Source organism: Streptomyces sp. NPDC050549 (genome assembly GCF_040655035.1).
Taxonomy (GTDB): domain Bacteria; phylum Actinomycetota; class Actinomycetes; order Streptomycetales; family Streptomycetaceae; genus Streptomyces.
In genome coordinates this window covers 87540-109196 of the sequence record NZ_JBFAJD010000009.1, presented here as the reverse complement: position 1 = coordinate 109196, position 21657 = coordinate 87540, and the positions used below count along the sequence as shown (strand labels likewise).

Below are 21657 nucleotides of genomic sequence, written 5' to 3'. Positions count from 1 at the left end.
CGGTTCAGGGTGCGTGGCGGTCGTGGGCGCCGAGTCCTTCGTCGTCCGAGTCCGTCCACAGGGTGTTGTCGTAGGGGGTGTCGGGGATGGAGACGAGATCGGGGCGCCGGGGGCGCTCGATCCCTGGTGCGGCGTCGCGCAGCAGCGCGACGCTTTCGCGCAGACGGTCGGCGTCGGCCTTGACCCTGCGCATCTCCAGGCCGCCGCTGCCGAATTGATTCTCCAGCCGTCCCACCGACCTGAACAGGTCGTCGAGACAGCGCTGGACTGACGTCAGTTCGTCGTGCACGGACATGACGTGACCTCACTTCCGCGGGCGTCGGCCCTGGACGGCAACGTTCATGCGCCTGCGAGTGTTGCGCGCCACACCGGCCGGTGGGAAGCGGTGTGCACGGATTGGCCGGGGTGCGTTGGTGTGTACGGGGGCAGATTCGAACATTGCGCCGCACGGGTGGGCTTCCCGGCGCCCCTCGCCGTGTCGCCCCACAGGGCCGAACCGTTTCCTCTTCAGTGGCCGCATAGATCTGATCAGCTCCAAATACCACCAAAAGCGATCAGAAGCCCGCGGCTTACCGGAGGTAGCAGTGATGTCCCACGACGGCGTCGGACTGCGCGCGGTCATGCGCTCGGTCGCCTTCCTCACCGCGGGCGCGCTCGCGGTGCCCACCCTCTCGGCGTGCAGCTCCGAGGACGAGTCGGGCAAGCCGCTGGCCGCACAGGACATCGCGCCCGTCGCGCGTGACCTGATTGCCGACGGCGGCACCCTGCGCTGGGCCGTCGACGACGTGCCCGAGACCCTCAACGCATTCCAGTCGGACGCAGACGACGCCACCACCCGCGTCGCCCAGGCCGTCCTGCCCGCCATGTTCCGGCTCGACGCGCAGGGCCGCCCGCAGCGCGACGCCGACTACCTGGAGTCCGCGAAGGTCGTCGACACCTCGCCCAAGCAGGTCGTCCTCTACAAGCTCGACCAGCAGGCCGTGTGGAGCGACGGCCGCGAGATCGGCGCCGCCGACTTCGCCGCCCAGTGGCGCGCCCTGTCCGGCAAGGACTCCGCGTACTGGACCGCCCGCAACGCCGGCTACGACCGCATCGAGAAGATCGAGCGCGGCGCCAACGACCTGGAGGTCAAGGTCACCTTCAGCAGGCCGTACGCCGACTGGAAGTCACTGTTCTCGCCGCTGTACCCCAAGGACGTCATGGGCACCCCGGACGCCTTCAACGACGGGGCGCGCCGCAAGCTGAAGGTCACCGCCGGCGCGTTCGCGCTGCAGAAGGTCGACCGCAAGGACAAGGAGATCGTCCTCGCCCGCAACCCGCACTGGTGGGGCCGGCCCGCGAAGCTCTCCCAGCTCGTGCTGGCCGCCGTACCGCTGGACAAGCGGGCCGCCGCGCTCGCCGACGGCACGGTCGACCTGGCCGCGGTCGACCCCGCCGACGCGAGCCGGATCGCGCTCGCGGGCCGCGCCAGGGGCACCGGCACCCCGCTCCAGGGCGCGAGCGCGAGCGCCACGAGCGACACGGAGAGCAAGGACGAGAACAAGGGCGAGAGCCCCAAGGAGAAGAAGCTCAGCAAGAAGCAGCGCAAGGCGCTCGCCAAGTACCTGCGCCAGCAGGACGAGTTGCGTGCCTTCACCGTCCGCCGCTCCTTCGAACCCGCCTACACGCAGCTCGCCCTCAACGGCTCCGAGGGCCCCCTCGCCGACGAGCGCGTCCGGCGCGCGGTGGCCCGCGCACTCGACCGGAAGGCGCTCGCCAAGGTCGTCCTCACCCCGCTGGGCCTGCCCGCCGTGCCGGTCGGCAGCCACCTCGCGCTCTCCGGGCAGGCCGCGTACGCCGACAACAGCGGCGCGCTCGGCGACCACGACACCGTGGAGGCGCAGGCCCTGCTCGCCGACGCCGGCTGGGTACCCGGCGGACCCGTCAAGGACAAGGGCGAGAAGGCGGCCGGCGCCGAGGGCAAGAAGGGCAAGAAGGCCGACGACGAAGCTGCGTCCGAGGGCGGCTCCGACGGGCAGTACATCGTCGGCGAGGACAACAAGGACTCCCAGGACCACACCAAGAAGCACGGGCACGGCGACGAGGGCTCCAAGCACCTCGCCGACGGCAAGCAGTACGACGGCCGCAAGGTGAAGCAGGGCGGTGCGCCCGGCGCGTACGCACCGAAGGGCACGGCCGCCCCCGCCGGCACGAGGACCGGCACACTCGCCAAGGACGGCAAGCCGCTCACCCTGCGCTTCGTGCTTCCCTCCGGGACCGGCTCGGAGTCGCTGAGCGCGGTCGCCGACAGCATCTCCCGGATGCTGGAGAAGGTCGGCATCCGCACGGAGATCACCAAGGTCTCCGACGACAGCTACTTCAAGGACCACATCGCGTCCGGCCAGTACGACCTCGCCCTCTACTCCTGGCCCGCGTCCGCCTTCCCCGCCACCGACGCCCGCCCGATCTTCGCCAAGCCGGTCCCGGCCGCCGACGGCTCCCTGAACGTCGAGCAGAACTACACCCGCGTCGGCACCGACCAGGTCGACCAGCTCTTCGACCAGGCCGTCTCCACCCTCGACGAGGACGAGTCCGCCGCCCTGGTCCGCAAGGCCGACGCCCGCATCTGGGCGGCGGCCGGCTCCATCCCCCTCTACCAGCGCCCCCAGCTCACCGCCGCCCGCAGGACCGTCGTCAACGCGGGCTCCTTCGGCTTCCAGACGCCGGTGTACGAGGACATGGGGTTCCTGAAGAAGGGGGCGAAGGTGTCGGCGAGTCCGTCGTCCGGCAGCTGATCGGGCCGGAAGCCTCTGGACCGCCTCAAGTCCCTTGCCCCGCCCGCTGTGCTCAGTCAGAGTGACATGCCTGATCACAGCGGGTTTTCACGAGGACAACGGGGTGGCCGTGTACGGGGGAACGCGACGGATGTCGGCCGTGGGTTTCGCGCTCGCGGCGCTGCTCGCCGGGGCCGTGGGATGTACGAGCGGGTCCGGTGACGCAGGGAAGAAGAGCGACGGCGCGACGGCCGGCACCAAGGGGGCGCAGCCCGCGGTCGCCGACAGGGCGTGTGCGAACGGCACCTACACCTGGACCAACATCGAGAAGCCGACGCGGCTGCTCGGCGTCTCGGACGTGGAGACGCTGGGCAAGGGCGGCGGCACACTGAAGCACAAGGTGCGCCGACTGGCCACGGTCCGGATCGCGGTGCAGGCCGGGAGCAGTGCCCCGGCGGCGAAGGAGATCCTCATCTCCCTGGGAAAGAAGACCGGCGTGATCGACTCCGACGACGATGTGAGCGGGTTCACGGACGTCGGCGGAAAGGGACCGGAACTGAACGACGGCGGCGCGGCGCCGGAAGGGTCCGGGCGGTTCGTGCAGTACGCCGCCGTGCGCGTCGTGGAGGCGGACTTCCGTTACACCTGCCCCGGAGGCAGGACCACCTTCGGCCACGCGGAGAGTTGGAGCGTCTCGATCGACGGCCTCCTCGAATGCGACACCGGGACCGGCAACGCCACAGCTCGTGAGGCCGCCCGCCTCTCCTGCGGCGCGGACTCGACCGCCGCGAAGGCCGCCTGACCCCACCCTCCGCGGGCCTTCGCCGGGCCTGCGGAGGCCCCTTCCCCGTACGCCACGTACGATGGGGTAAGGCCGTGGCGTGTCCAGCCCGGCAGGGTCCGCGTAGCACTGACGTACGCGCAGGCCTTCCTCACTCTCCGGGAGTACGCCGCAATATGGCCACGCGCCACGACATCCGCAACGTCGCCATCGTCGCCCACGTCGACCACGGGAAGACGACCCTCGTCGACGCCATGCTGAAGCAGGCCGGTGCCTTCGCCGCGCACGCCGCCGAGTCGCTCGACGACCGAATGATGGACTCGAACGATCTGGAGCGTGAGAAGGGCATCACGATCCTGGCCAAGAACACGGCCGTGAAGTACCACCCCAAGGATGGCAGCGATGTCATCACCATCAACATCATCGACACCCCGGGCCACGCCGACTTCGGTGGCGAGGTCGAGCGCGGTCTGTCGATGGTGGACGCGGTGGTGCTGCTCGTCGACGCCTCCGAGGGCCCGCTGCCGCAGACCCGCTTCGTGCTGCGCAAGGCGCTCCAGCAGCGCCTGCCCGTCATCCTCTGCATCAACAAGACGGACCGCCCGGACTCCCGGATCGACGAGGTCGTCAACGAGACCTACGACCTCTTCCTGGACCTGGACGCGGACGAGGAGCAGATCGAGTTCCCGATCGTCTACGCGTGTGCGCGTGACGGCGTCGCCTCGCTGACCAAGCCGGAGAACGGCACGGTCCCGCAGGACAGCGACAACCTGGAGCCCTTCTTCTCCACGATCCTGTCGCACGTCCCGGCCCCCCAGTTCGACGAGGCCGCCCCCCTCCAGGCGCACGTCACGAACCTGGACGCGGACAACTTCCTCGGCCGTATCGCGCTGCTCCGTGTCGAGCAGGGCGAGCTGCGCAAGGGCCAGACCGTCACGTGGATCAAGCGCGACGGCACCATGTCCAACGTGCGCATCACCGAGCTGCTGATGACCGAGGCGCTCACCCGCAAGCCGGCCGAGATGGCGGGCCCGGGTGACATCTGCGCGGTCGCCGGTATCCCGGACATCATGATCGGCGAGACCCTCGCCGACCCGGAGAACCCGATCGCGCTGCCGCTGATCACGGTCGACGAGCCGGCGATCTCCATGACCATCGGTACGAACACCTCACCGCTGGTCGGCCGCGGCGGCACCGGCAAGGGCGCCTCCGCGAAGGCGGCCGTCAAGGACCGCAAGGTCACCGCCCGTCAGGTCAAGGACCGTCTCGACCGCGAGCTGATCGGTAACGTCTCGCTGCGCGTCCTCGACACCGAGCGTCCCGACGCCTGGGAGGTGCAGGGCCGCGGTGAGCTGGCGCTGGCCATCCTGGTCGAGCAGATGCGCCGCGAGGGCTTCGAGCTGACCATCGGCAAGCCGCAGGTCGTCACGCAGATCATCGACGGCAAGGTGCACGAGCCGGTCGAGCGCATGACGATCGACGTGCCCGAGGAGCACATGGGCGCGGTCACGCAGCTCATGGGCGTCCGCAAGGGCCGGATGGACAACATGTCCAACCACGGCTCCGGCTGGGTCCGCCTTGAGTTCGTCGTACCGTCCCGCGGTCTCATCGGCTTCCGTACCGAGTTCCTGACCGGTACCCGCGGCACGGGCATCGCCCACTCCATCCACGAGGGCCACGAGCCGTGGTTCGGTGTGCTGACGACCCGCAACAACGGTTCGCTGGTCGCCGACCGCGCCGGTGCCGTCACCGCGTTCGCGATGACGAACCTCCAGGAGCGCGGTGTGCTGTTCACCGACCCCGGCACCGAGGTGTACGAGGGCATGATCGTCGGCGAGAACTCGCGCGCCGACGACATGGACGTGAACATCACCAAGGAGAAGAAGCTCACCAACATGCGCTCGGCCGCCGCCGACTCGTTCGAGGCGATCGTGCCGCCGCGCAAGCTCTCCCTGGAGCAGTCCCTGGAGTTCTGCCGCGACGACGAGTGCGTCGAGGTGACCCCGGAGGCCGTCCGTATCCGCAAGGTCGTCCTCGACCAGAAGGAGCGCGGCCGCTCCGCGAGCCGCGCCAAGCACGCCTGACGCACACCAGTACAGCCCAACTGAGCCCGGGCGCCCCCGACTTGAGGGTGACCGGGCTCAGTGCGTGGGCCGCGCCACGGTGATGATCTCGGGACTCGCGGGTGTGAGCGGGCCCCGCTCCCAGTCGCCGTACTGCTCGGCGACCGTCAGCCCGGCCCCGGCGAGGAACCCCGACAGGGCGGCACCGTCCAGGAACCGCAGGGTCGACCGGCTGACCTGGGGCTGCGCCCAACGCCCGCCCTCGAAGGTCTCGGTGAACGTCACCCGGTCCTCCGCGGCCGACACGCTCTCCACCTCGTGCCACACCCGTACGACACCGCCGTCCGGGCCGGTGAACCGGCGCACCTGGTCGGGCGTCCAGGTCCCCCAGGCACGGGCCGCCGGGTTCCGGGTCTCGAACACGAACCGCCCGCCGGGTGCGAGAGCGGCCCGCACCGCACCCAGCGCCAGGCGCAACTCCTCGTCCAGAAGCAGGACTTGGAAGGCGTGCCCGGTCATCACGACGAGATCGAACTCGCCGCGCCAGGTCATGGTCCGCGACTCCCCGAGCACCCACTCGACACCGGGTTCCCGTCGGCGCGCCTGAACCAGCATGGCGGCGGCGGGATCGACCCCCGTCAACCGCCCGCGATGTCCCGCGCGACGGGCCCGGTGCAGCAACTTCCCGGTACCGCAGCCCACATCGAGCACGGCCCGCGCGGACATCACCAGGTCCAGATAGAAATCGTCCCCCGCACCCCACGGATTGAGACCGTCGTACAACTCGGCAAGCGACATGTCCCCGAATGACCGATCCACCACCGATTCAGCCTGTCACACCCACCTCACCGGTATGCACGGGCGGCCCGCATTCTTGACGGGTTCTCAACTGCGCGGGAGGCGGAGAGTGTTGTTGCGCCACATCGAGTTGCGGCTCGCGGACCTGGGGCGGGCGGCCCCGCAGTGGGGGTGGCTCCTGGAGCGCCTCGGCTGCGAGCCGTACCAGAACCGGCCGGCGGGACGGAGTTGGCGGATGGGGGAGACGCACGTCGTGATCGAGCAGTCACCGGCGCTGCGCCCGGCCACCGCCCACGACCGGATGCGGCCGGGACTGAACCACCTGGCCTTCCATGTCCGCGGCGGCCGCGCCGAACTGGACGCCTTGGTGGAAGCGGCCCCCCGGCATGGCTGGACTTCGATGTTCCCGGAGCGGTATCCGCACGCGGGTGGTCCGGATCACTGTGCCGCCTGTCTGGAGAACGGGGACGGCTTCGAGGCCGGGTTGGTGGCGGGCGGGATATGAGGTGGAGGTGTGGCCGAATAAAGGGTTATCCCTTGTCCTGGTCAGGAATCCGCACAGGCCGACCGATCCGCACTACTCTGCCGTTGGCGTGATCCTGTCCATGTCCTGTCCGGTGCCGTTGAAGGCCTTGGACGTGCGGGCGTGTTGATTGCACAGCGGTGGTTGAACCGCAACTGGATTTTCACGCGCTCCGCGTTCGGCATGCGGACATTCAAGCCCGATAAATATGTAACAAGTCCGTTTCGCAGGGATCTTTCACCAAACCCTTTGTCCGGATTTTGGAAGATGTACGCGTCAGGTGTGATCGAACCGAGACCTTGTGAATATGGTTCGGTCCCGCCTCATGGCAGATAGTTAGGCGCGTAGAGCTCGGATCACGGGTCACTCGCTGTAGGCGGCGACTCATCGAGCGCGGGGAGCACTTGACCATTTCAGGCACCGGTGACGGTGATGTGTCATGCGCTCCCCCATGTGGTGAACCATTGGACTCATGAGGAGGAGCCCCCATGCGTGGTGCCAAGAGCGCCAAGTGGGTTGCGATAGCCGCAGTTGTGGCGCTGGGCGCAACGGCCTGTGGCGGCGGCGGTGACGACAACAGCTCCGGCGGCAGCAAGGGCAACGGCGTCATCTCGGTGGAGATCGGCGAACCGCAGAACAGCCTGGTTCCGAGCAACACGTACGAGACCGAGGGCGGCCAGGTCATCAACGCCCTCTTCACGGGGCTGACCAAGCTTGACGCCGACAACAAGGTCGTCAACGCCATGGCGGAGTCGATCGAGTCCAAGGACAACAAGGTCTGGACGATCAAGCTGAAGTCTGGCTACACCTTCCACAACGGGGAGAAGGTGACCGCCCAGTCCTTCGCCGACGCGTGGAACTACGGCGCGAACCAGACCAACGCCCAGCAGACCAATCCGCTGTTCAGCCACATCGCGGGCTACGCGGACCTCAACCCGGGCGAGGGCAAGAAGCCCACGACCGACAAGCTGTCCGGTCTGAAGGTGGTCGACGACAGCACCCTCCAGGTCACCCTGAACGGTGCGTTCTCGGCCTTCCCCTCGCAGCTCTCGTTCACCGCCTTCGTGCCGCTGCCCAAGGCGTTCTTCAAGGACCCGAAGGCCTTCGGCGAGGCCCCGATCGGCAACGGCCCGTTCAAGATGAGCGGTAAGTTCAAGCACAACCAGGAAATTGACACCGTCAAGTACGACAAGTTCCCGGACGCCTCGAAGATCGAGGTCAAGGGTGTCAACTTCAAGATCTACTCGAACCAGGACACCGCGTACAAGGACCTCGTCGCCGGCAACCTCGACAGCCTGCTGACGATCCCGACCTCGGGCCTGCCGACGTACCACAAGGACCTGAACGGCCGTTACATCGACGAGGCCGACTCGGCCGTCGGTTACATCGGCTTCCCGATCAAGTACAACAAGGCCTTCCAGAACGCGGACCTCCGCAAGGCCATCTCGATGTCGATCGACCGCGCGACGATCTCGTCGAAGATCTTCCTCGGCGCCCGTACGCCCGCGGACGACTACATCAGCCCCATCATCGACGGCTACCGCAAGGGCGCCTGTGGTGAGGCCTGCACGTACAACCCGAGCGCGGCCAAGGAGCTCTACAAGAAGAGCGGCGGCCTGCCGGGCAACACGCTGGAGATCGGCTACAACGCGGACGGCGGCCACAAGGAGTGGGTCGAGGCCGTGTCGAACCAGATCCAGCAGGCTCTCGGCATCAAGGTGACGGCCAAGCCGTTCGAGCAGTTCCAGACCATCCTGAACGACCTGGACGCCAAGAAGTACCAGGGCGCGTTCCGTATGGCGTGGAGCATGGACTACCCGGACATGGAGGACTACCTCCGTCCGGTCTTCTCGAAGGAAGCCATCGCCAACGGCTCCAACTACTCGGGCTACACGAACGAGACGTTCGAGAAGCTGCTCGTCCAGGGCGACCAGGCCCCGACGCACGAGGAAGCCATCAAGAAGTACCAGGCGGCGGACGACGTCCTGCTCAAGGACCTGCCGTACATCCCGGTGTACTTCTACACGATGAACGCGGGCTTCAGCGACAAGATCAAGTCGATGAAGGTCGCCGGTCACCAGATCCTGTGGGACACGGTCAAGCTCAGCTGAACCGGTTCTGAGCAGTTCTGACACAGCAGTACGGGGTGAGCAGGGGGAGGAATAGCCTTCCCCTGCTCACTTCTGCTGCCGTCTCCCGTCCGACCGTGCCCTCCCCCCGGCCGCGGTCGGGTCGAGCACCCCCCTCTGGAGCACCCATGGGCCGATACGTCGCCCGCCGTCTCCTACAGGTGATCCCTGTGGTGATAGGCGTCACGTTCATCATTTTCTGCCTGGTCTTCGCTCTGCCCGGCGATCCGATCCAGGCATTGGCCGGCGACAAGCGCGCCGACCCCAACATCGCGGCGATCCTCCGCGCGCACTACCACCTCAACGAGCCGCTGTACCAGCAGTACTGGCACTACATCAGTGGTGTCCTCACCGGCGACCTCGGTGAGACCTACAACGGGCGTGCCATCTCCGACATCGTCTCCGAGCGCTTCCCCGTCACGGTGAAGCTGGGCCTGACGTCCTTCGCGCTCGAAGCCGTGATCGGCATCGTCGCCGGTATCTTCTCCGCCCTGAAGAAGGGCAAGTTCATCGACAACGTCGTGCTGGTCTCGACGCTGGTCCTGATCTCGATCCCGGTCTTCGTGCTCGGCTCCGTGCTGCAGCTGGAGTTCGGTGTGAACCTCAAGATCACACCGGTCGCCGGCATCGAACACGGCTGGCCGCAGAGCTACATCCTCCCGGCCGTCGTGCTCGCCTCGACGTCGATGGCGTACATCGCCCGACTCGTCCGTACGAGCATGATGGAGTCGGTCCGTGCCGACTACGTCCGTACGGCGATCGCCAAGGGCCTTCCGACGCGGCGGGTGATCGGTGTGCACGCGATGCGCAACTCCCTGATCCCGGTCGTCACCTTCCTGGGCTTCGACCTGGGCGCGCTCATGGGCGGCGCCATCATCACCGAGCGCGTGTTCAACATGCCCGGCATCGGCGGTCAGTTGGCCCAGTCCGTCTATCTGCGCGAGCGGCCCGTCGTGGTCGGTCTGGTGACCCTCCTGGTACTGATCTACCTGGTCGCCAACCTCCTCGTAGACCTGCTGTATGCCGTGCTCGACCCGAGGATCCGTTATGAGTGAGAAGACGATAGAAAGGCCCACCACCGACGAGGCCGCCATCGCCAAGGAGATCGAGGCGGAGGAGAAGGCGGCGGCCCGGCAGGCGAGCCTGCTCAGGGACGGCTGGGCGGATCTGCGCAAGCGGCCCCTGTTCATCGTGACCTCGTTGATCATCCTGATCCTGCTCGCGCTGGCGATCGCACCGAGTCTGTTCACGGCGCGCTCCCCGTTCTCCGACGGCTTCTGCCAGCTGCAGAACTCCATGACCGGGCCCTCGTCCGGGCACCTGTTCGGCTACGACGTCCAGGGCTGCGACATCTACACGCGGACCGTCTACGGCACCCGCAACTCGGTCGTCGTCGGTGTCGTGACCACCACCGTCACCACGCTGATCGGTGGTCTGGTGGGCATGCTCGCCGGTCTCATCGGCGGCTGGGCCGACGCGCTGCTGTCCCGTATCACCGAGGTGTTCGCGGGTCTGCCGCTCATCATCGGCGGTCTTCTCATCATGTCCATCTGGGGCGGCGGCGACGTCTGGTCGGTGTCGCTCATCATGGCGATCCTCGGCTGGCCGCAGGTCTTCCGGATCATGCGCGGCGAGGTCATCGCCAACAAGTACAACGACTACGTGACGGCCGCCCGGGCCCTGGGCGCGGGATCGTGGCGAATAGCGTTCCGGCACATCCTGCCGAACACACTCGCCCCGGTCATCGTCATCACCACCATGAACCTCGGTGTGTACATCAGCGCCGAGGCCGCCCTGTCCTACCTGGGCATCGGCATCCAGTACCCCAACATCTCCTGGGGCGTGATGATCAGCGACGCCCAGGACAGGTTCCTGACCTCGCCGCACGCGCTGATGTTCCCGGCCGGTGCCCTGAGCATCACGGTCCTGGCCTTCATCATGCTCGGCGACGTGGTTCGCGACGCCTTCGATCCCAAGATGCGCTGAGGGAGGCGTACGTGACCATCATCGACCCGACGGACGCCGTTCCGGCCCAGCGCCCCGGCGACCACGACAACACCGGCCCACTGCTCGAAGTGCGCGATCTGCACGTCGAGTTCCAGACCCGCGAGGGTGTGGTCAAGGCCGTCAACGGCGTCAACTACACCGTGGACTCCGGAGAGACGCTCGCCGTGCTCGGCGAGTCCGGCTCCGGCAAGTCCGTGACCGCGCAGGCGATCATGGGCATCCTGGACATGCCGCCCGCCCGGATCCCGCAGGGGGAGATCCGTTTCTACGGCCAGGACATGCTGACCATGGGCGCCGAGGAGCGGCGCAAGCTGCGCGGCGCCCGGATCGCGATGATCTTCCAGGACGCGCTCTCCTCGCTCAACCCCGTGCTCAGTGTGGGGTTCCAGCTCGGCGAGATGTTCCGGGTGCACCAGGGCATGTCCCGCAAGGAGGCCAAGGCCAAGTCCATCGAGCTGATGGACCGGGTGAAGATTCCGGCCGCCGCGGCGCGGGTGAACGACTACCCGCACCAGTTCTCCGGCGGTATGCGCCAGCGCATCATGATCGCGATGGCGCTCGCCCTGGAGCCCGACCTGATCATCGCCGACGAGCCGACCACGGCCCTCGACGTGACGGTGCAGGCCCAGGTCATGGACCTGCTCGCGGAGTTGCAGCGCGAGTACCGGATGGGGCTCATCCTCATCACCCACGACCTCGGTGTGGTCGCGGACGTCGCCGACAAGATCGCGGTGATGTACGCGGGCCGCATCGTCGAGACGGCACCGGTGCACGAGCTGTACAAGCGCCCGGCGCACCCCTACACCCGGGGTCTGCTGGACTCCATCCCGCGCCTGGACCAGAAGGGCCAGGAGCTCTACGCGATCCAGGGCCTGCCGCCCAACCTGCTGAAGGTACCGGCGGGTTGTGCCTTCAACCCGCGCTGCGACAAGGCGCAGGACATCTGCCGTACGGAGTTCCCGCCGCTGGTCCCGGTGACCGAGGCGGACGGAACGGAACTGCCCGGCCGCGCCAGCGCGTGCCACTTCTGGAAGGAGACGATCCATGGCTGACCCGACCAAGGCCGACGAGCCCCAGGACGCGATGCCCAACGTCTCCGAGGTCGAGGTGGCGGAGGTGCACTCGGAGGAGGAGGCGGTCGCCGCTCTCGACGCGACGGTCGAGCGGGGCGAGCCGATCCTCCAGGTGCGCAACCTGGTCAAACACTTCCCGCTGACCCAGGGGATCGTGATCAAACGCCAGATCGGCGCGGTGAAAGCCGTCGACGGTGTCTCCTTCGACCTGCACCAGGGCGAGACCCTGGGCATCGTGGGCGAGTCCGGCTGCGGCAAGTCGACGGTCGCCAAGCTCCTGATGAGCCTGGAGACGGCGACGGCCGGCGAGGTCTTCTACAAGGGCCAGGACATCACCAGGCTGTCCGGCAGGGCCCTCAAGGCCGTCCGCCGGAACATCCAGATGATCTTCCAGGATCCGTACACCTCGCTCAACCCCCGTATGACGGTGGGCGACATCATCGGCGAGCCCTTCGACATCCACCCCGAGGTGGCACCGAAGGGCGACCGTCGCCGCAAGGTGAAGGACCTCCTGGACGTCGTAGGACTCAACCCGGAGTACATCAACCGCTACCCGCACCAGTTCTCGGGCGGCCAGCGCCAGCGCATCGGCATCGCCCGCGGCCTCGCGCTCAACCCCGAGATCATCATCTGCGACGAGCCGGTCTCCGCGCTCGACGTGTCGGTGCAGGCACAGGTCATCAACCTGATGGCGCGACTGCAGGACGAGTTCAACCTCTCCTACATCTTCATCGCGCACGACCTGTCCATCGTCCGGCACATCTCGGACCGGGTGGGCGTGATGTACCTCGGCAAGATGGCCGAGGTCGGCACCGACGAGCAGATCTACGAGTACCCGACGCACCCCTACACCCAGGCGCTGCTGTCGGCCGTTCCCGTACCGGACCCGGAGGCCCGCGAGCACCGCGACCGGATCATCCTCACCGGTGACGTGCCCTCCCCGGCCAACCCGCCGTCCGGCTGCCGCTTCCGCACCCGCTGCTGGAAGGCCCAGGACAAGTGCGCCCAGGAGGAGCCGCTGCTCGCGATCCCGGAGCGCTTCAAGGACTCCGACACCCCGGCGGCCCACGAGTCGGCGTGCCACTTCGCCGAGGTCAAGGACGTGGTCCACGCGGCCTGATCCCTACGGCCACGCTTCCGCCGCCCAGGTTCCCGGTACCGTCCGACGGTGCCGGGAACCGGCGTTTCCGCACGGTTCACACGGCGGGGTCGGGCACCCGTGCCCAGTGACAGGCCACCTGCGCGTCGCCTCCGCCGCCCAGTACCTCCAGGTCCTCGGTACGGCACCGGTGCGCCACCCCCGCCCGCTCAGCCTCCCCGCTCGCCAGGATCTGGCAGCGCACCCGGAACCGGCAGCCGCTCGGAATGCGGGACGGGTCCGGGGGCTCGCCGGACAGCACCACGGGAGCGCCCGGCGCCTCCGGCAGCACCGACAACAGCGCCTGGGTGTACGGGTGTCGGGGTGCTGTCAGCACCTGCTCGGCGTCCCCCGTCTCCACGATCCGGCCCAGGTACATCACCGCGACCCGGTCGGCGATGTTCCATGCCAGCCCCAGGTCGTGGGTCACCACCAGTGCGGCCAGGCCGAGTTCGGTGCGCAGTCGCAGCAGCAGGGCCAGGATCTCGCCGCGCACGGAGGCGTCCAGGGAGGCCACCGGCTCGTCGGCGACGAGGAGTTCGGGTTCCAGGACGAGGGCACCGGCGATCACCACGCGCTGCCGCTGACCGCCGGACAGCTCGTGCGGATAGCGCAGGAAGAACCGCTCGGGCGGCCGGAGCCCGGCCCGGCTCAACGCCCGTGCGACCACGGCCTGTTCGTCACCGACGCCCCCGTGGATGCGCAGCCCCTCGGCCACCGCGTCGTACACCGTGTGCCGTGGGTTGAGCGACCCGCTCGGGTCCTGGAGGACGAGCTGCACCCGTCGGCGATAGGCCTTGAGGGCCCGTGAGGAGTACTGCAGGGGCTTTCCGTCGAAGGTGACCCGCCCCCCGGTCGGCGGCACCAGCCCGAGCAGCGAGCGGGCCAGCGTCGTCTTCCCGCACCCGGACTCACCGACGAGGGCGACGACTTCCCCCGGCCGGATGTCGAGGTCGACCCCGTCCACGGCCCGGGCGGGCGCACCGCCGCGCCGCCCCGGGAAGGCCACGTGCAGTCCTTGCGCGCTGAGCAGGGGCGCCGCCGGTGTTGTCATGACGCGCTCCTGGTGTCGCTGGGTGGGGCGGCTGGGTCTGGTGTGTTCTCGGGGCTGGGGCTGGGGCTGGGGCCGGGGTTGTCGGTGCTCTCGGCCTGCGTGGCGGCCGGAGCGGAGTTGGAGCCCTCCGCACGCTCCGCAGCCCGACCCGTCGTCATGCCTTCGGTGGGGTCGATGGGGTCGGTGGGTTCGGCAGATCGGGCCGGTTCGGCAGATCCGGCAGATCCGGCAGATCCGGCAGATCCGGCCGGTCCGGTCGGTTTGGCTTGTCCGGTGGGTCTGGCAGATCCGGTGGGTTCCGCGGATCCGGCGGACCCGCCCCGCCGTCCCTGCTCGTCAGGCCCGCTCGGCCCGCCCCGCCTGGCGGACCCGGCGGTCCAGCCGGACCGAGCCAACTCGACCTCCGGCCCCGTGCCGACCTCCGGCCCCGTGTCGACGGCCAACTCCGTTACGCCGGCAGCCGGTTCCGGCACACCGGCACCCCGTACCACCACCCCGGCAACACCCGCAGGTACATGGACACAGGCGGCCTTCCGCCCCTGGCCGGCCTCCCGCAGGAACTGGTCGTCGGTCGCGCAGGCCGCCAGCGCCTCCGCGCAGCGCGGATGAAAGGCGCAGCCGGACGGCAGGTCCGAGGGGTCGGGCGGGTCGCCGGCCAGGCCGCGTGGGGCGAAGCGGGACGCCGGGTCGCCGATGTGCGGGAAGGAGGCCGACAGGGCCTTGGCGTAGGGGTGGAGGGCGTTCTCGTAGACCTGCCGGGCGGGGCCCTCCTCGATCACGCGGCCCGCGTACATGACGACCAGGCGGTCGCAGCTGTCCGCGAGGACCGCGAGGTCGTGGCTGATCATGATCAGGCCCACGTCCTGGTCGGTGACGAGGCCTTGAATCAGGTCGAGGATCTGGGCCTGGATCATCACGTCGAGTGCCGTGGTGGGCTCGTCGGCGATGATCAGCTGCGGATCGCAGGCGAGCGCCATGGCGATCATGACGCGTTGCCGCTGGCCGCCGGAGAGTTCGTGCGGGTACGCGGTCGCGCGGGCGGCCGGCAGCCCGGCCTGTTCCAGGAGTTCCCCGGCCCGCCGTTTGGCCTGTGCCGCCGTCGCGCCCTGGTGCAGCAGCACCGGTTCCGCGATCTGGTCGCCGATGCGGTGCACGGGGTTGAGGGAGTGCATGGCGCCCTGGAAGACGATCGAGGCACCGGCCCAGCGGACCGCCCGCACCCGCCCCCACCGCATCGTCAGCACGTCCTCGCCGTTCAGCAGGATCTCCCCGGAGACCCGCGTCCCTTGCGGCAGCAGCCGTAGCAGCGCGAGCGCGAGGGTGGACTTGCCGGAGCCCGATTCGCCTGCCACGCCCACTTTCTGACCCGCCGTCAGGGACAGGTCTACGCCCCGCACGGCTGCGATGCCGCCGGGGTAGGTCACTTCCAGGTTCCGGACCTCCAGGAGAGTCAACCCGCCACCCCCAGCCGGGGGTTGAGGACGGACTCCACCGCGCGCCCGCACAGTGTGAACGCCATCGCGACCACGGCGATCGCGATGCCCGGCGGTACCAGGTACCACCAGTCGCCGGCGCTGACCGCGCCCGCCTCCCGGGCGTCCTGGAGCAGCCCGCCCCACGACACCACCGTCGGATCGCCGAGCCCCAGGAAGGCGAGGGTCGCCTCGGCGAGGATCGAGGAGGAGACCATCAGTGTCGTCTGCGCCAGGACCAGCGGCATCACGTTGGGCAGCACGTGCCGGGACATCACGTGCCAGTGCCCGCCGCCGAGCGCCCGGGCCCGTTCGATGTACGGCCGTGACTCCACCGCCAGCGTCTGCGCCCGCACCAGCCGGGCCGTGGTCGGCCAGGTGGTCACGCCGATCGCCAGGATCACCGTCCCCAGGGAACGGGACATGACGGTGGCCAGCGCGATGGCGAGCACCAGCGTCGGCATGACCAGGAACCAGTCGGTGATCCGCATCAGCACGGTCCCGTACGCGCCCCGGAAGTGCCCGGCCGTGATCCCGACCACCGCGCCGATCGCCACGGACAGCACCGCCGCGAGCAGCCCGACGAGCAGCGAGACCCGCGCGCCCCAGATGACGAGCCCCAGCAGGTTGCGGCCGAACTGGTCCGTGCCCAGCGGGAATTGGGTGCTCGGGCTCTCCAGGGGCCCTCCGGGTGCGTCGGTCACGCTCGACACGTCGGAGCCGACCGTCAGCGGCGCGGTGAGCGCGACCAGCGCGAACAGGCCGAGCGCGGCCAGCCCGACCAGTCCGGCGCGGTGGGTGCGGTACCGCGCCCAGAACCGTACGGCGGACCGGCGGCGGCGCTGCCGGGCGAGCGCGCGCGGGCCGGCCGGGGCCGCCGGGGGAGTGGTCTCGGCGGCCGGGGGAGTGGCCTCGGTCGTCATCGGCCCACCCGGGGGTCGAGCAGCGGATAGACGAGGTCTGCCAGTGTGTTCATGACGATCACCGCCGCGGCGAAGAAGAGGAACAGGCCCTGGACCAGGGGCAGATCGGGCACGCTGAGGGCCTGGTAGAACAGGCCGCCCAGGCCGGGCCAGGAGAAGACCGTCTCCACCAGGATCACGCCCGCGACCGTACGGCCGAGGTTGACGAAGACGAGGGTGACGGTGGGCAGCAGTGCGTTCGGGACCGCGTGGCGGCGCCGGACCAGGTCGTCCCGAAGCCCTTTGGCCCGCGCGGTCGTCAGATAGTCGCTGCCCATCTCGTCGAGCAGTGCGGAGCGGGTGACCAGCAGGGTCTGCCCGTACTCGACCGCCACCAGGGTGACCACGGGCAGGACGAGATGGTGGGCCACGTCCAGCACGTACGCGAAGCCCTCCTTGCCGCCCGACTCCATGCCGCCGGTCGGGAAGAGCCCGGGGATCGGTCCCACGCCCACGGAGAACACGATGATCAGCAGCAGGCCGAGCCAGAACGACGGGACGGAGTAGAGGGTCAGCGCCAGACCGGTGTTGAGCCGGTCCGAGAGGCTGCCGTTGCGCCATGCCGACCTGGTGCCGAGGAACATGCCGAGCGCGGTGTACAGCACGAAGGCGGTGCCGGTGAGCAGCAGGGTGTTCGGCAGCGCCTCGGTGATCTTGTCGATGACGGGCGCCCGGAACTGGTACGACGTCCCGAGGTCGCCGGTGAGCGCCTTGCCGCAGTAGTCGGTGAACTGCTCCCACAGTGGCAGGTCGAGCCCGAACTCCCGGCGGTACTCCGCCAGTTGGGCGGTGGAGATCGGCCGGCCGCCGGTCATGGTCTTGACCGGGTCGCCCGGGATCAGCCGGAACAGGAAGAACCCGGTGACCAGCACGGCCAGCAGCGAGACGACGGCGCCGCCCAGTTTGCCGCCGACGTAGCGGACGTAACCGGACCGGGTGCCCGCTCCCGGCCCGGCCGTCTCCTCCACCGGCACCGATGTGACGTCAGCGGCCATGAACGGCCGTCCCGCGCGCGGCTGTTGAGGATCCGTGCACCGGCTACTCCCGGTCCTCGGCGGTGGCCCGGCGCCGCAGCGCGAACAGCACCACCGCGCCGATCACGACCAGCCCCCCGACCACGATGCCGGTGATCGCCCCGCCCGAGAGCCCGCCGGACGACGAGCCGTCGGAGGCCGCGGGCACCGCCGACCACCAACTCCAGTAGCCGTCCTGGCCGTAGATGTTGCCCCCGCTGAGGGGCATCGTCTCGATGGACTTGATCTGGTCGGTGCGGTAGGCCTCGACGGCGTTCGGGTACGCCATGACGTTCATGTACCCGAGGTCGTACAGCCGCGACTCCATCTGCTTGACGATGTCCGCGCGCTTGGCCGGGTCGTACTCGGCCAACTGCTGGGCGTAGAGCTTGTCGTAGGTCTTGTCGCAGATGAAGTTGTCGGTGGCGCCGATGTCCTTGGGGGTCGCCGGAAGTGCCGCGCAGGTGTGGATGGACAGCACGAAGTCCGGGTCGGGGTTGACGGACCAGCCGTCGAAGGCGAGGTCGTACTTGCCCGCGAGCCAGGGGTCGGTGACGTTGTCGAGGCAGTCGAGCGTCACGCCGATGCCGAGCTTGCCCCACCACTCCTTGAGGTACTGGCCGACGGCCTTGTCGTTCGGGTCGGTGGCGTGGCACAGCAGGCGGTAGGTGATCGGCTTGCCGTCCTTGCCGACCCGTTTGCCGTCGCCGTTCTTCTTGTAGCCCGCCTGGTCGAGGAGTTGGGCCGCCTTCGCCGGGTCGTAGGCGAGTTCCTGGCTCGCCGACGGTTTCCAGAAGTACGTCGAGAAGCGCGGCGGGATGTAGCCCTCGCCCTCGACGGCGTGGCCCTGGAACACCTTGTCGATGAGGGCCTTGCGGTCGACCGCCGTGAACAGGGCGTGCCGGACGTTCTCGTCGAGCAGGGAGGGGTCGCCGTCGCCGAAGTGCTTGCCGTTCTTCGCCTGCGCGCCCGGGTTGGTGGCGAGGGCGTAGAAGCGGCGGCCGGGGGCGTCGTTGACCTTGATGTCCTTCTCGCCCTTGAGGGAGGCGGCCTGAGCGGGTGTCAGGGAGGGAGAGCCGGCGACGAAGGAGACCTCGCCCTTGCGCAGCGCGGCCACCGCCGCGTCCTGGTCCTTGTAGTAGCGGAAGACCAGTTCGTCGAACTTCGGTGCCCCGCGCCAGAAGGACTTGTTGGCCTTGAGGCGGACATAGCTGTCGGGCTTGTAGTCGGTGAGGACGAACGGGCCGTTGCCGACGATCGGGAAGGTCTTGTCGTTGTTGAACTTGGAGAGGTCGCCGACCTTCGACCAGATGTGCTCGGGCACGATCGGCACGTCGAGCGCGGTCATCGTGGCCTGCGGTTTCCTCAGCTTGATGACCAGCTGGGTGGGGCTGGGGGCGGTGACCTTCGCGAAGTTGGTGACGAAGCTGCCGTTGGCGGTGGCGGCACCGGGGTCGGTCATCATCTTGTTGAACGTCCAGGCCGCGTCCTCGGCGGTGGCCTGCTGCCCGTCGGACCACTTCGAGTTCGAGCGGATCGTGTACGTCCAGGTCAGCTTGTCCGGCGACGACGTCCACTTGGTGGCCAGACCCGGGACGGTGTGGTTGTCCTTGGGGTCGTAGTTGGTGAGGTAGTCGTACATCAGCCGGCCGATGCTCGTGCTGACCAGGCGGGTCGCCAGGAACGGGCTCAGGGAGTCCACGCTCTGAGCGACGGCGACGGTGAGGACCTTGTCGCTCTTCTCGGCCTTGGCCTCCGCCTGCTGCGGTGCCGGGTTGAGGGGGGTGGCGAGAGCCGCCGTGAGGGCCAGGGCGCCGGATGCTCCGGCCACCAGCCGGTGTAAGCGGCGGGGCCGCGGTCTTCTGGGGCGTGAGTGCTCTGTGCCGTTCCGGTCCTGAGTGCTCATGGTCCTGACCTCGCGCTTGACCAGGTGACGCCGGGCTGGGTTGAAGAGTGTGTCTATCAGCGGCGGTCGGCGCCCGTCAACGGCGCATGAAAGCCCATGTGGCCTGCGGAAACAGCGAGTTGACGGACCGATCGGAGGTTTATTGGTCCACACCACTGAAGCGTGCCTGGTGGGGCCATGGCGGTGGAGCCGGGACCGCCTCGGCCTGTGGCGTCACCCCTCTCGCGCGCGGCCTGTGCTGCATTCGGGTGGCTGCGTGTGCGAGGTGTCCAATTTATGCAGATATTGGCCGGTAATGGATCGATCTGGATCGGCCTGGGTCGGCTTTCCTGAGGAGGTACTCGATGCGTGGAGCCACGCACGCCAAATGGGCCGCTTGCGCGGCGGCGGTAGCCCTCGCGGCGACCGCCTGTGGGAGCAGCGGCGGCAGCAGCAGCGGCGGCGGTGACGGCAGCGCGGTGCTCAGTGCCTCCTGGGGAGACCCGCAGAACCCGCTGGAGCCGGCCAATACCAACGAGGTACAGGGCGGCAAGGTCCTCGACATGGTCTTCCGCGGCCTGAAGCGGTACGACCCGAAGACCGGCAAGGCCCAGGACATGCTCGCCGACAAGATCGAGACCACGGACTCGCAGAACTTCACGGTCACGGTGAAGAGCGGCTGGAAGTTCAGCAACGGCGAGGCCGTCACCGCGAAGTCGTTCGTCGACGCCTGGAACTACGGCGCCAGCCTCAAGAACAACCAGAAGAACGCCTACTTCTTCGGGTACATCGACGGCTACGACAAGGTCCACCCCGACAGCGGCTCGCAGTCCGCGACCACCCTCTCCGGGCTCAAGGTGACCGGTACCGACACCTTCACCGTCAAGCTCACCCAGAAGTTCTCCACCTTCCCGGACACCCTCGGCTACGCGGCCTACTCGCCGCTGCCGTCGACGTTCTTCTCGGACCACGCGGCCTGGCTGAAGAAGCCGGTCGGCAACGGGCCGTACAGCATCGAGTCGTACACCAAGGGCTCGCAGATGCAGCTCAAGAAGTGGGACGGCTACACCGGTGCCGACAAGGCGCAGAACGGCGGTGTGACCCTCAAGGTCTACACCGACAACAACACCGCCTACACCGACCTGATGGCCGGCAACCTCGACCTCGTCGACGACATCCCGGCCTCGCAGCTCAAGAACGTCAAGAGCGACCTCGGCGGCCGGTACATCAACACGCCCGCCGGGATCATCCAGACGCTCGCGTTCCCGTACTACGACAAGAACTGGAACAAGAGCGGCTCGGAGAAGGTCCGCCAGGGCCTGTCCATGGCGATCAACCGGGACCAGATCACCAGCACGATCTTCCAGAAGACCCGCACCCCCGCCACCGACTGGACCTCCCCGGTGCTCGGCACTGCCGGCGGCTTCCAGGACGGGCTGTGCGGGGATGCCTGCAAGTACGACCCGACCGAGGCGAAGAAGCTGGTCCAGGAGGGCGGCGGGCTGCCCGGCGGCCAGGTCAAGATCACGTACAACGCGGACACGGGCTCGCACAAGGAGTGGGTGGACGCCGTGTGCAACTCCATCAACAACGCGCTCGGCAACGACAAGGCGTGCGTCGGCAACCCGGTCGGCACCTTCGCCGACTTCCGTAACCAGATCGGCCAGCACAAGATGACCGGGCCGTTCCGGGCCGGCTGGCAGATGGACTACCCGCTCATCCAGAACTTCCTGCAGCCGCTGTACTACACCAACGCCTCCTCCAACGACGGCCAGTGGTCCAACAAGGACTTCGACAAGCTCGTGAACGAGGCCAACGCGGAGACCGACACCGGCAAGGCGATCAAGCTCTTCCAGCAGGCCGAGGGAGTCGTACGGGACAACATGGCCGCCATCCCGCTCTGGTACCAGAACGGCAGCGCGGGCTACTCCGACCGGCTCTCCAACGTGGCGCTCAACCCGTTCAGCGTCCCCGTGTACAACGAGATCAAGGTCGGCTGAGCCCGC

17 protein-coding genes are annotated in these 21657 nt (G+C 68.4%); 10 read left to right on the top strand and 7 right to left on the bottom strand.

Annotated features, from left to right (window positions below; genetic code table 11):
- Positions 1-4: 4 nt before the first annotated feature.
- On the bottom strand, positions 5-295 hold the full coding sequence (locus tag AB0I51_RS15840) for a hypothetical protein (protein WP_019058435.1): 291 nt from the start codon (positions 293-295) through the stop codon (positions 5-7).
- 292 nt (positions 296-587) lie between these two features.
- Here AB0I51_RS15840 and AB0I51_RS15835 point away from each other — a divergent pair, with 292 nt between their 5' ends.
- From AB0I51_RS15835 to typA, 3 genes are all read left to right on the top strand, one after another.
- Positions 588-2774 (top strand): ABC transporter family substrate-binding protein, encoded by a 2187-nt coding sequence (locus AB0I51_RS15835; protein WP_362975330.1) that lies wholly within the window; start codon positions 588-590, stop codon positions 2772-2774.
- A 130-nt stretch (positions 2775-2904) separates the two neighbouring features.
- Positions 2905-3555, top strand: a complete 651-nt coding sequence (locus AB0I51_RS15830) for a hypothetical protein (protein ID WP_362975328.1) — start codon at positions 2905-2907, stop codon at positions 3553-3555.
- 155 nt (positions 3556-3710) lie between these two features.
- The gene (typA, locus tag AB0I51_RS15825) at positions 3711-5618 is read left to right on the top strand and encodes a translational GTPase TypA (RefSeq protein ID WP_362975326.1); all 1908 of its coding nucleotides are present in this window, start codon (positions 3711-3713) and stop codon (positions 5616-5618) included.
- Positions 5619-5675: 57 nt separating this feature from the next.
- Here the strand turns inward: typA and AB0I51_RS15820 are convergent, their stop codons facing one another.
- Positions 5676-6419, bottom strand: a complete 744-nt coding sequence (locus AB0I51_RS15820) for a class I SAM-dependent methyltransferase (protein ID WP_362975324.1) — start codon at positions 6417-6419, stop codon at positions 5676-5678.
- Positions 6420-6507: 88 nt separating this feature from the next.
- Between AB0I51_RS15820 and AB0I51_RS15815 the strand changes: the two genes are divergently transcribed.
- The 6 genes from AB0I51_RS15815 to AB0I51_RS15790 all read left to right on the top strand — a co-directional run bounded on the left by AB0I51_RS15815 (position 6508) and on the right by AB0I51_RS15790 (position 13247).
- A complete protein-coding gene (locus AB0I51_RS15815; protein ID WP_362975617.1) occupies positions 6508-6900 on the top strand; it encodes a VOC family protein in 393 nt (130 codons plus the stop codon).
- Positions 6901-7406: 506 nt separating this feature from the next.
- Positions 7407-9029 (top strand): ABC transporter substrate-binding protein, encoded by a 1623-nt coding sequence (locus tag AB0I51_RS15810; protein ID WP_362975322.1) that lies wholly within the window; start codon positions 7407-7409, stop codon positions 9027-9029.
- Positions 9030-9175: 146 nt separating this feature from the next.
- Positions 9176-10102 carry an ABC transporter permease gene (locus tag AB0I51_RS15805; protein WP_362975320.1) on the top strand — a complete coding sequence of 309 codons (927 nt, stop codon included), beginning with the start codon at positions 9176-9178 and terminating at the stop codon, positions 10100-10102.
- Positions 10095-11033: an ABC transporter permease gene (locus AB0I51_RS15800; RefSeq protein WP_362975318.1), complete on the top strand. Its 939-nt coding sequence runs from the start codon at positions 10095-10097 to the stop codon at positions 11031-11033. The genes AB0I51_RS15805 and AB0I51_RS15800 overlap by 8 nt, the downstream gene beginning before the upstream one ends.
- Positions 11034-11044: 11 nt before the next feature.
- Positions 11045-12106 (top strand): ABC transporter ATP-binding protein, encoded by a 1062-nt coding sequence (locus AB0I51_RS15795; protein WP_362975316.1) that lies wholly within the window; start codon positions 11045-11047, stop codon positions 12104-12106.
- On the top strand, positions 12099-13247 hold the full coding sequence (locus tag AB0I51_RS15790) for a dipeptide ABC transporter ATP-binding protein (RefSeq protein WP_362975314.1): 1149 nt from the start codon (positions 12099-12101) through the stop codon (positions 13245-13247). The genes AB0I51_RS15795 and AB0I51_RS15790 overlap by 8 nt, the downstream gene beginning before the upstream one ends.
- 76 nt (positions 13248-13323) lie before the next feature.
- Here the strand turns inward: AB0I51_RS15790 and AB0I51_RS15785 are convergent, their stop codons facing one another.
- From AB0I51_RS15785 to AB0I51_RS15765, 5 genes are read right to left on the bottom strand one after another with little or no spacing between them, the layout of a single operon-like run.
- Entirely contained in the window at positions 13324-14319 is a 996-nt protein-coding gene (locus tag AB0I51_RS15785; protein WP_362975312.1) for an ABC transporter ATP-binding protein, read from the bottom strand.
- Entirely contained in the window at positions 14316-15773 is a 1458-nt protein-coding gene (locus AB0I51_RS15780) for an oligopeptide/dipeptide ABC transporter ATP-binding protein (protein WP_362975310.1), read from the bottom strand. Before AB0I51_RS15780 ends, AB0I51_RS15785 begins: the two co-directional genes overlap by 4 nt.
- On the bottom strand, positions 15770-16714 hold the full coding sequence (locus AB0I51_RS15775; RefSeq protein WP_362975308.1) for an ABC transporter permease: 945 nt from the start codon (positions 16712-16714) through the stop codon (positions 15770-15772). The genes AB0I51_RS15780 and AB0I51_RS15775 overlap by 4 nt, the downstream gene beginning before the upstream one ends.
- On the bottom strand, positions 16711-17748 hold the full coding sequence (locus AB0I51_RS15770; RefSeq protein ID WP_362975306.1) for an ABC transporter permease: 1038 nt from the start codon (positions 17746-17748) through the stop codon (positions 16711-16713). The genes AB0I51_RS15775 and AB0I51_RS15770 overlap by 4 nt, the downstream gene beginning before the upstream one ends.
- A gap of 43 nt (positions 17749-17791) precedes the next feature.
- The gene (locus tag AB0I51_RS15765; RefSeq protein ID WP_362975304.1) at positions 17792-19672 is read right to left on the bottom strand and encodes an ABC transporter substrate-binding protein; all 1881 of its coding nucleotides are present in this window, start codon (positions 19670-19672) and stop codon (positions 17792-17794) included.
- 344 nt (positions 19673-20016) lie between these two features.
- On the opposite strand from AB0I51_RS15765, the gene AB0I51_RS15760 reads away from it, so the two are divergent.
- The gene (locus AB0I51_RS15760; RefSeq protein WP_362975302.1) at positions 20017-21651 is read left to right on the top strand and encodes an ABC transporter substrate-binding protein; all 1635 of its coding nucleotides are present in this window, start codon (positions 20017-20019) and stop codon (positions 21649-21651) included.
- The last annotated feature ends 6 nt before the right edge of the window (positions 21652-21657 follow it).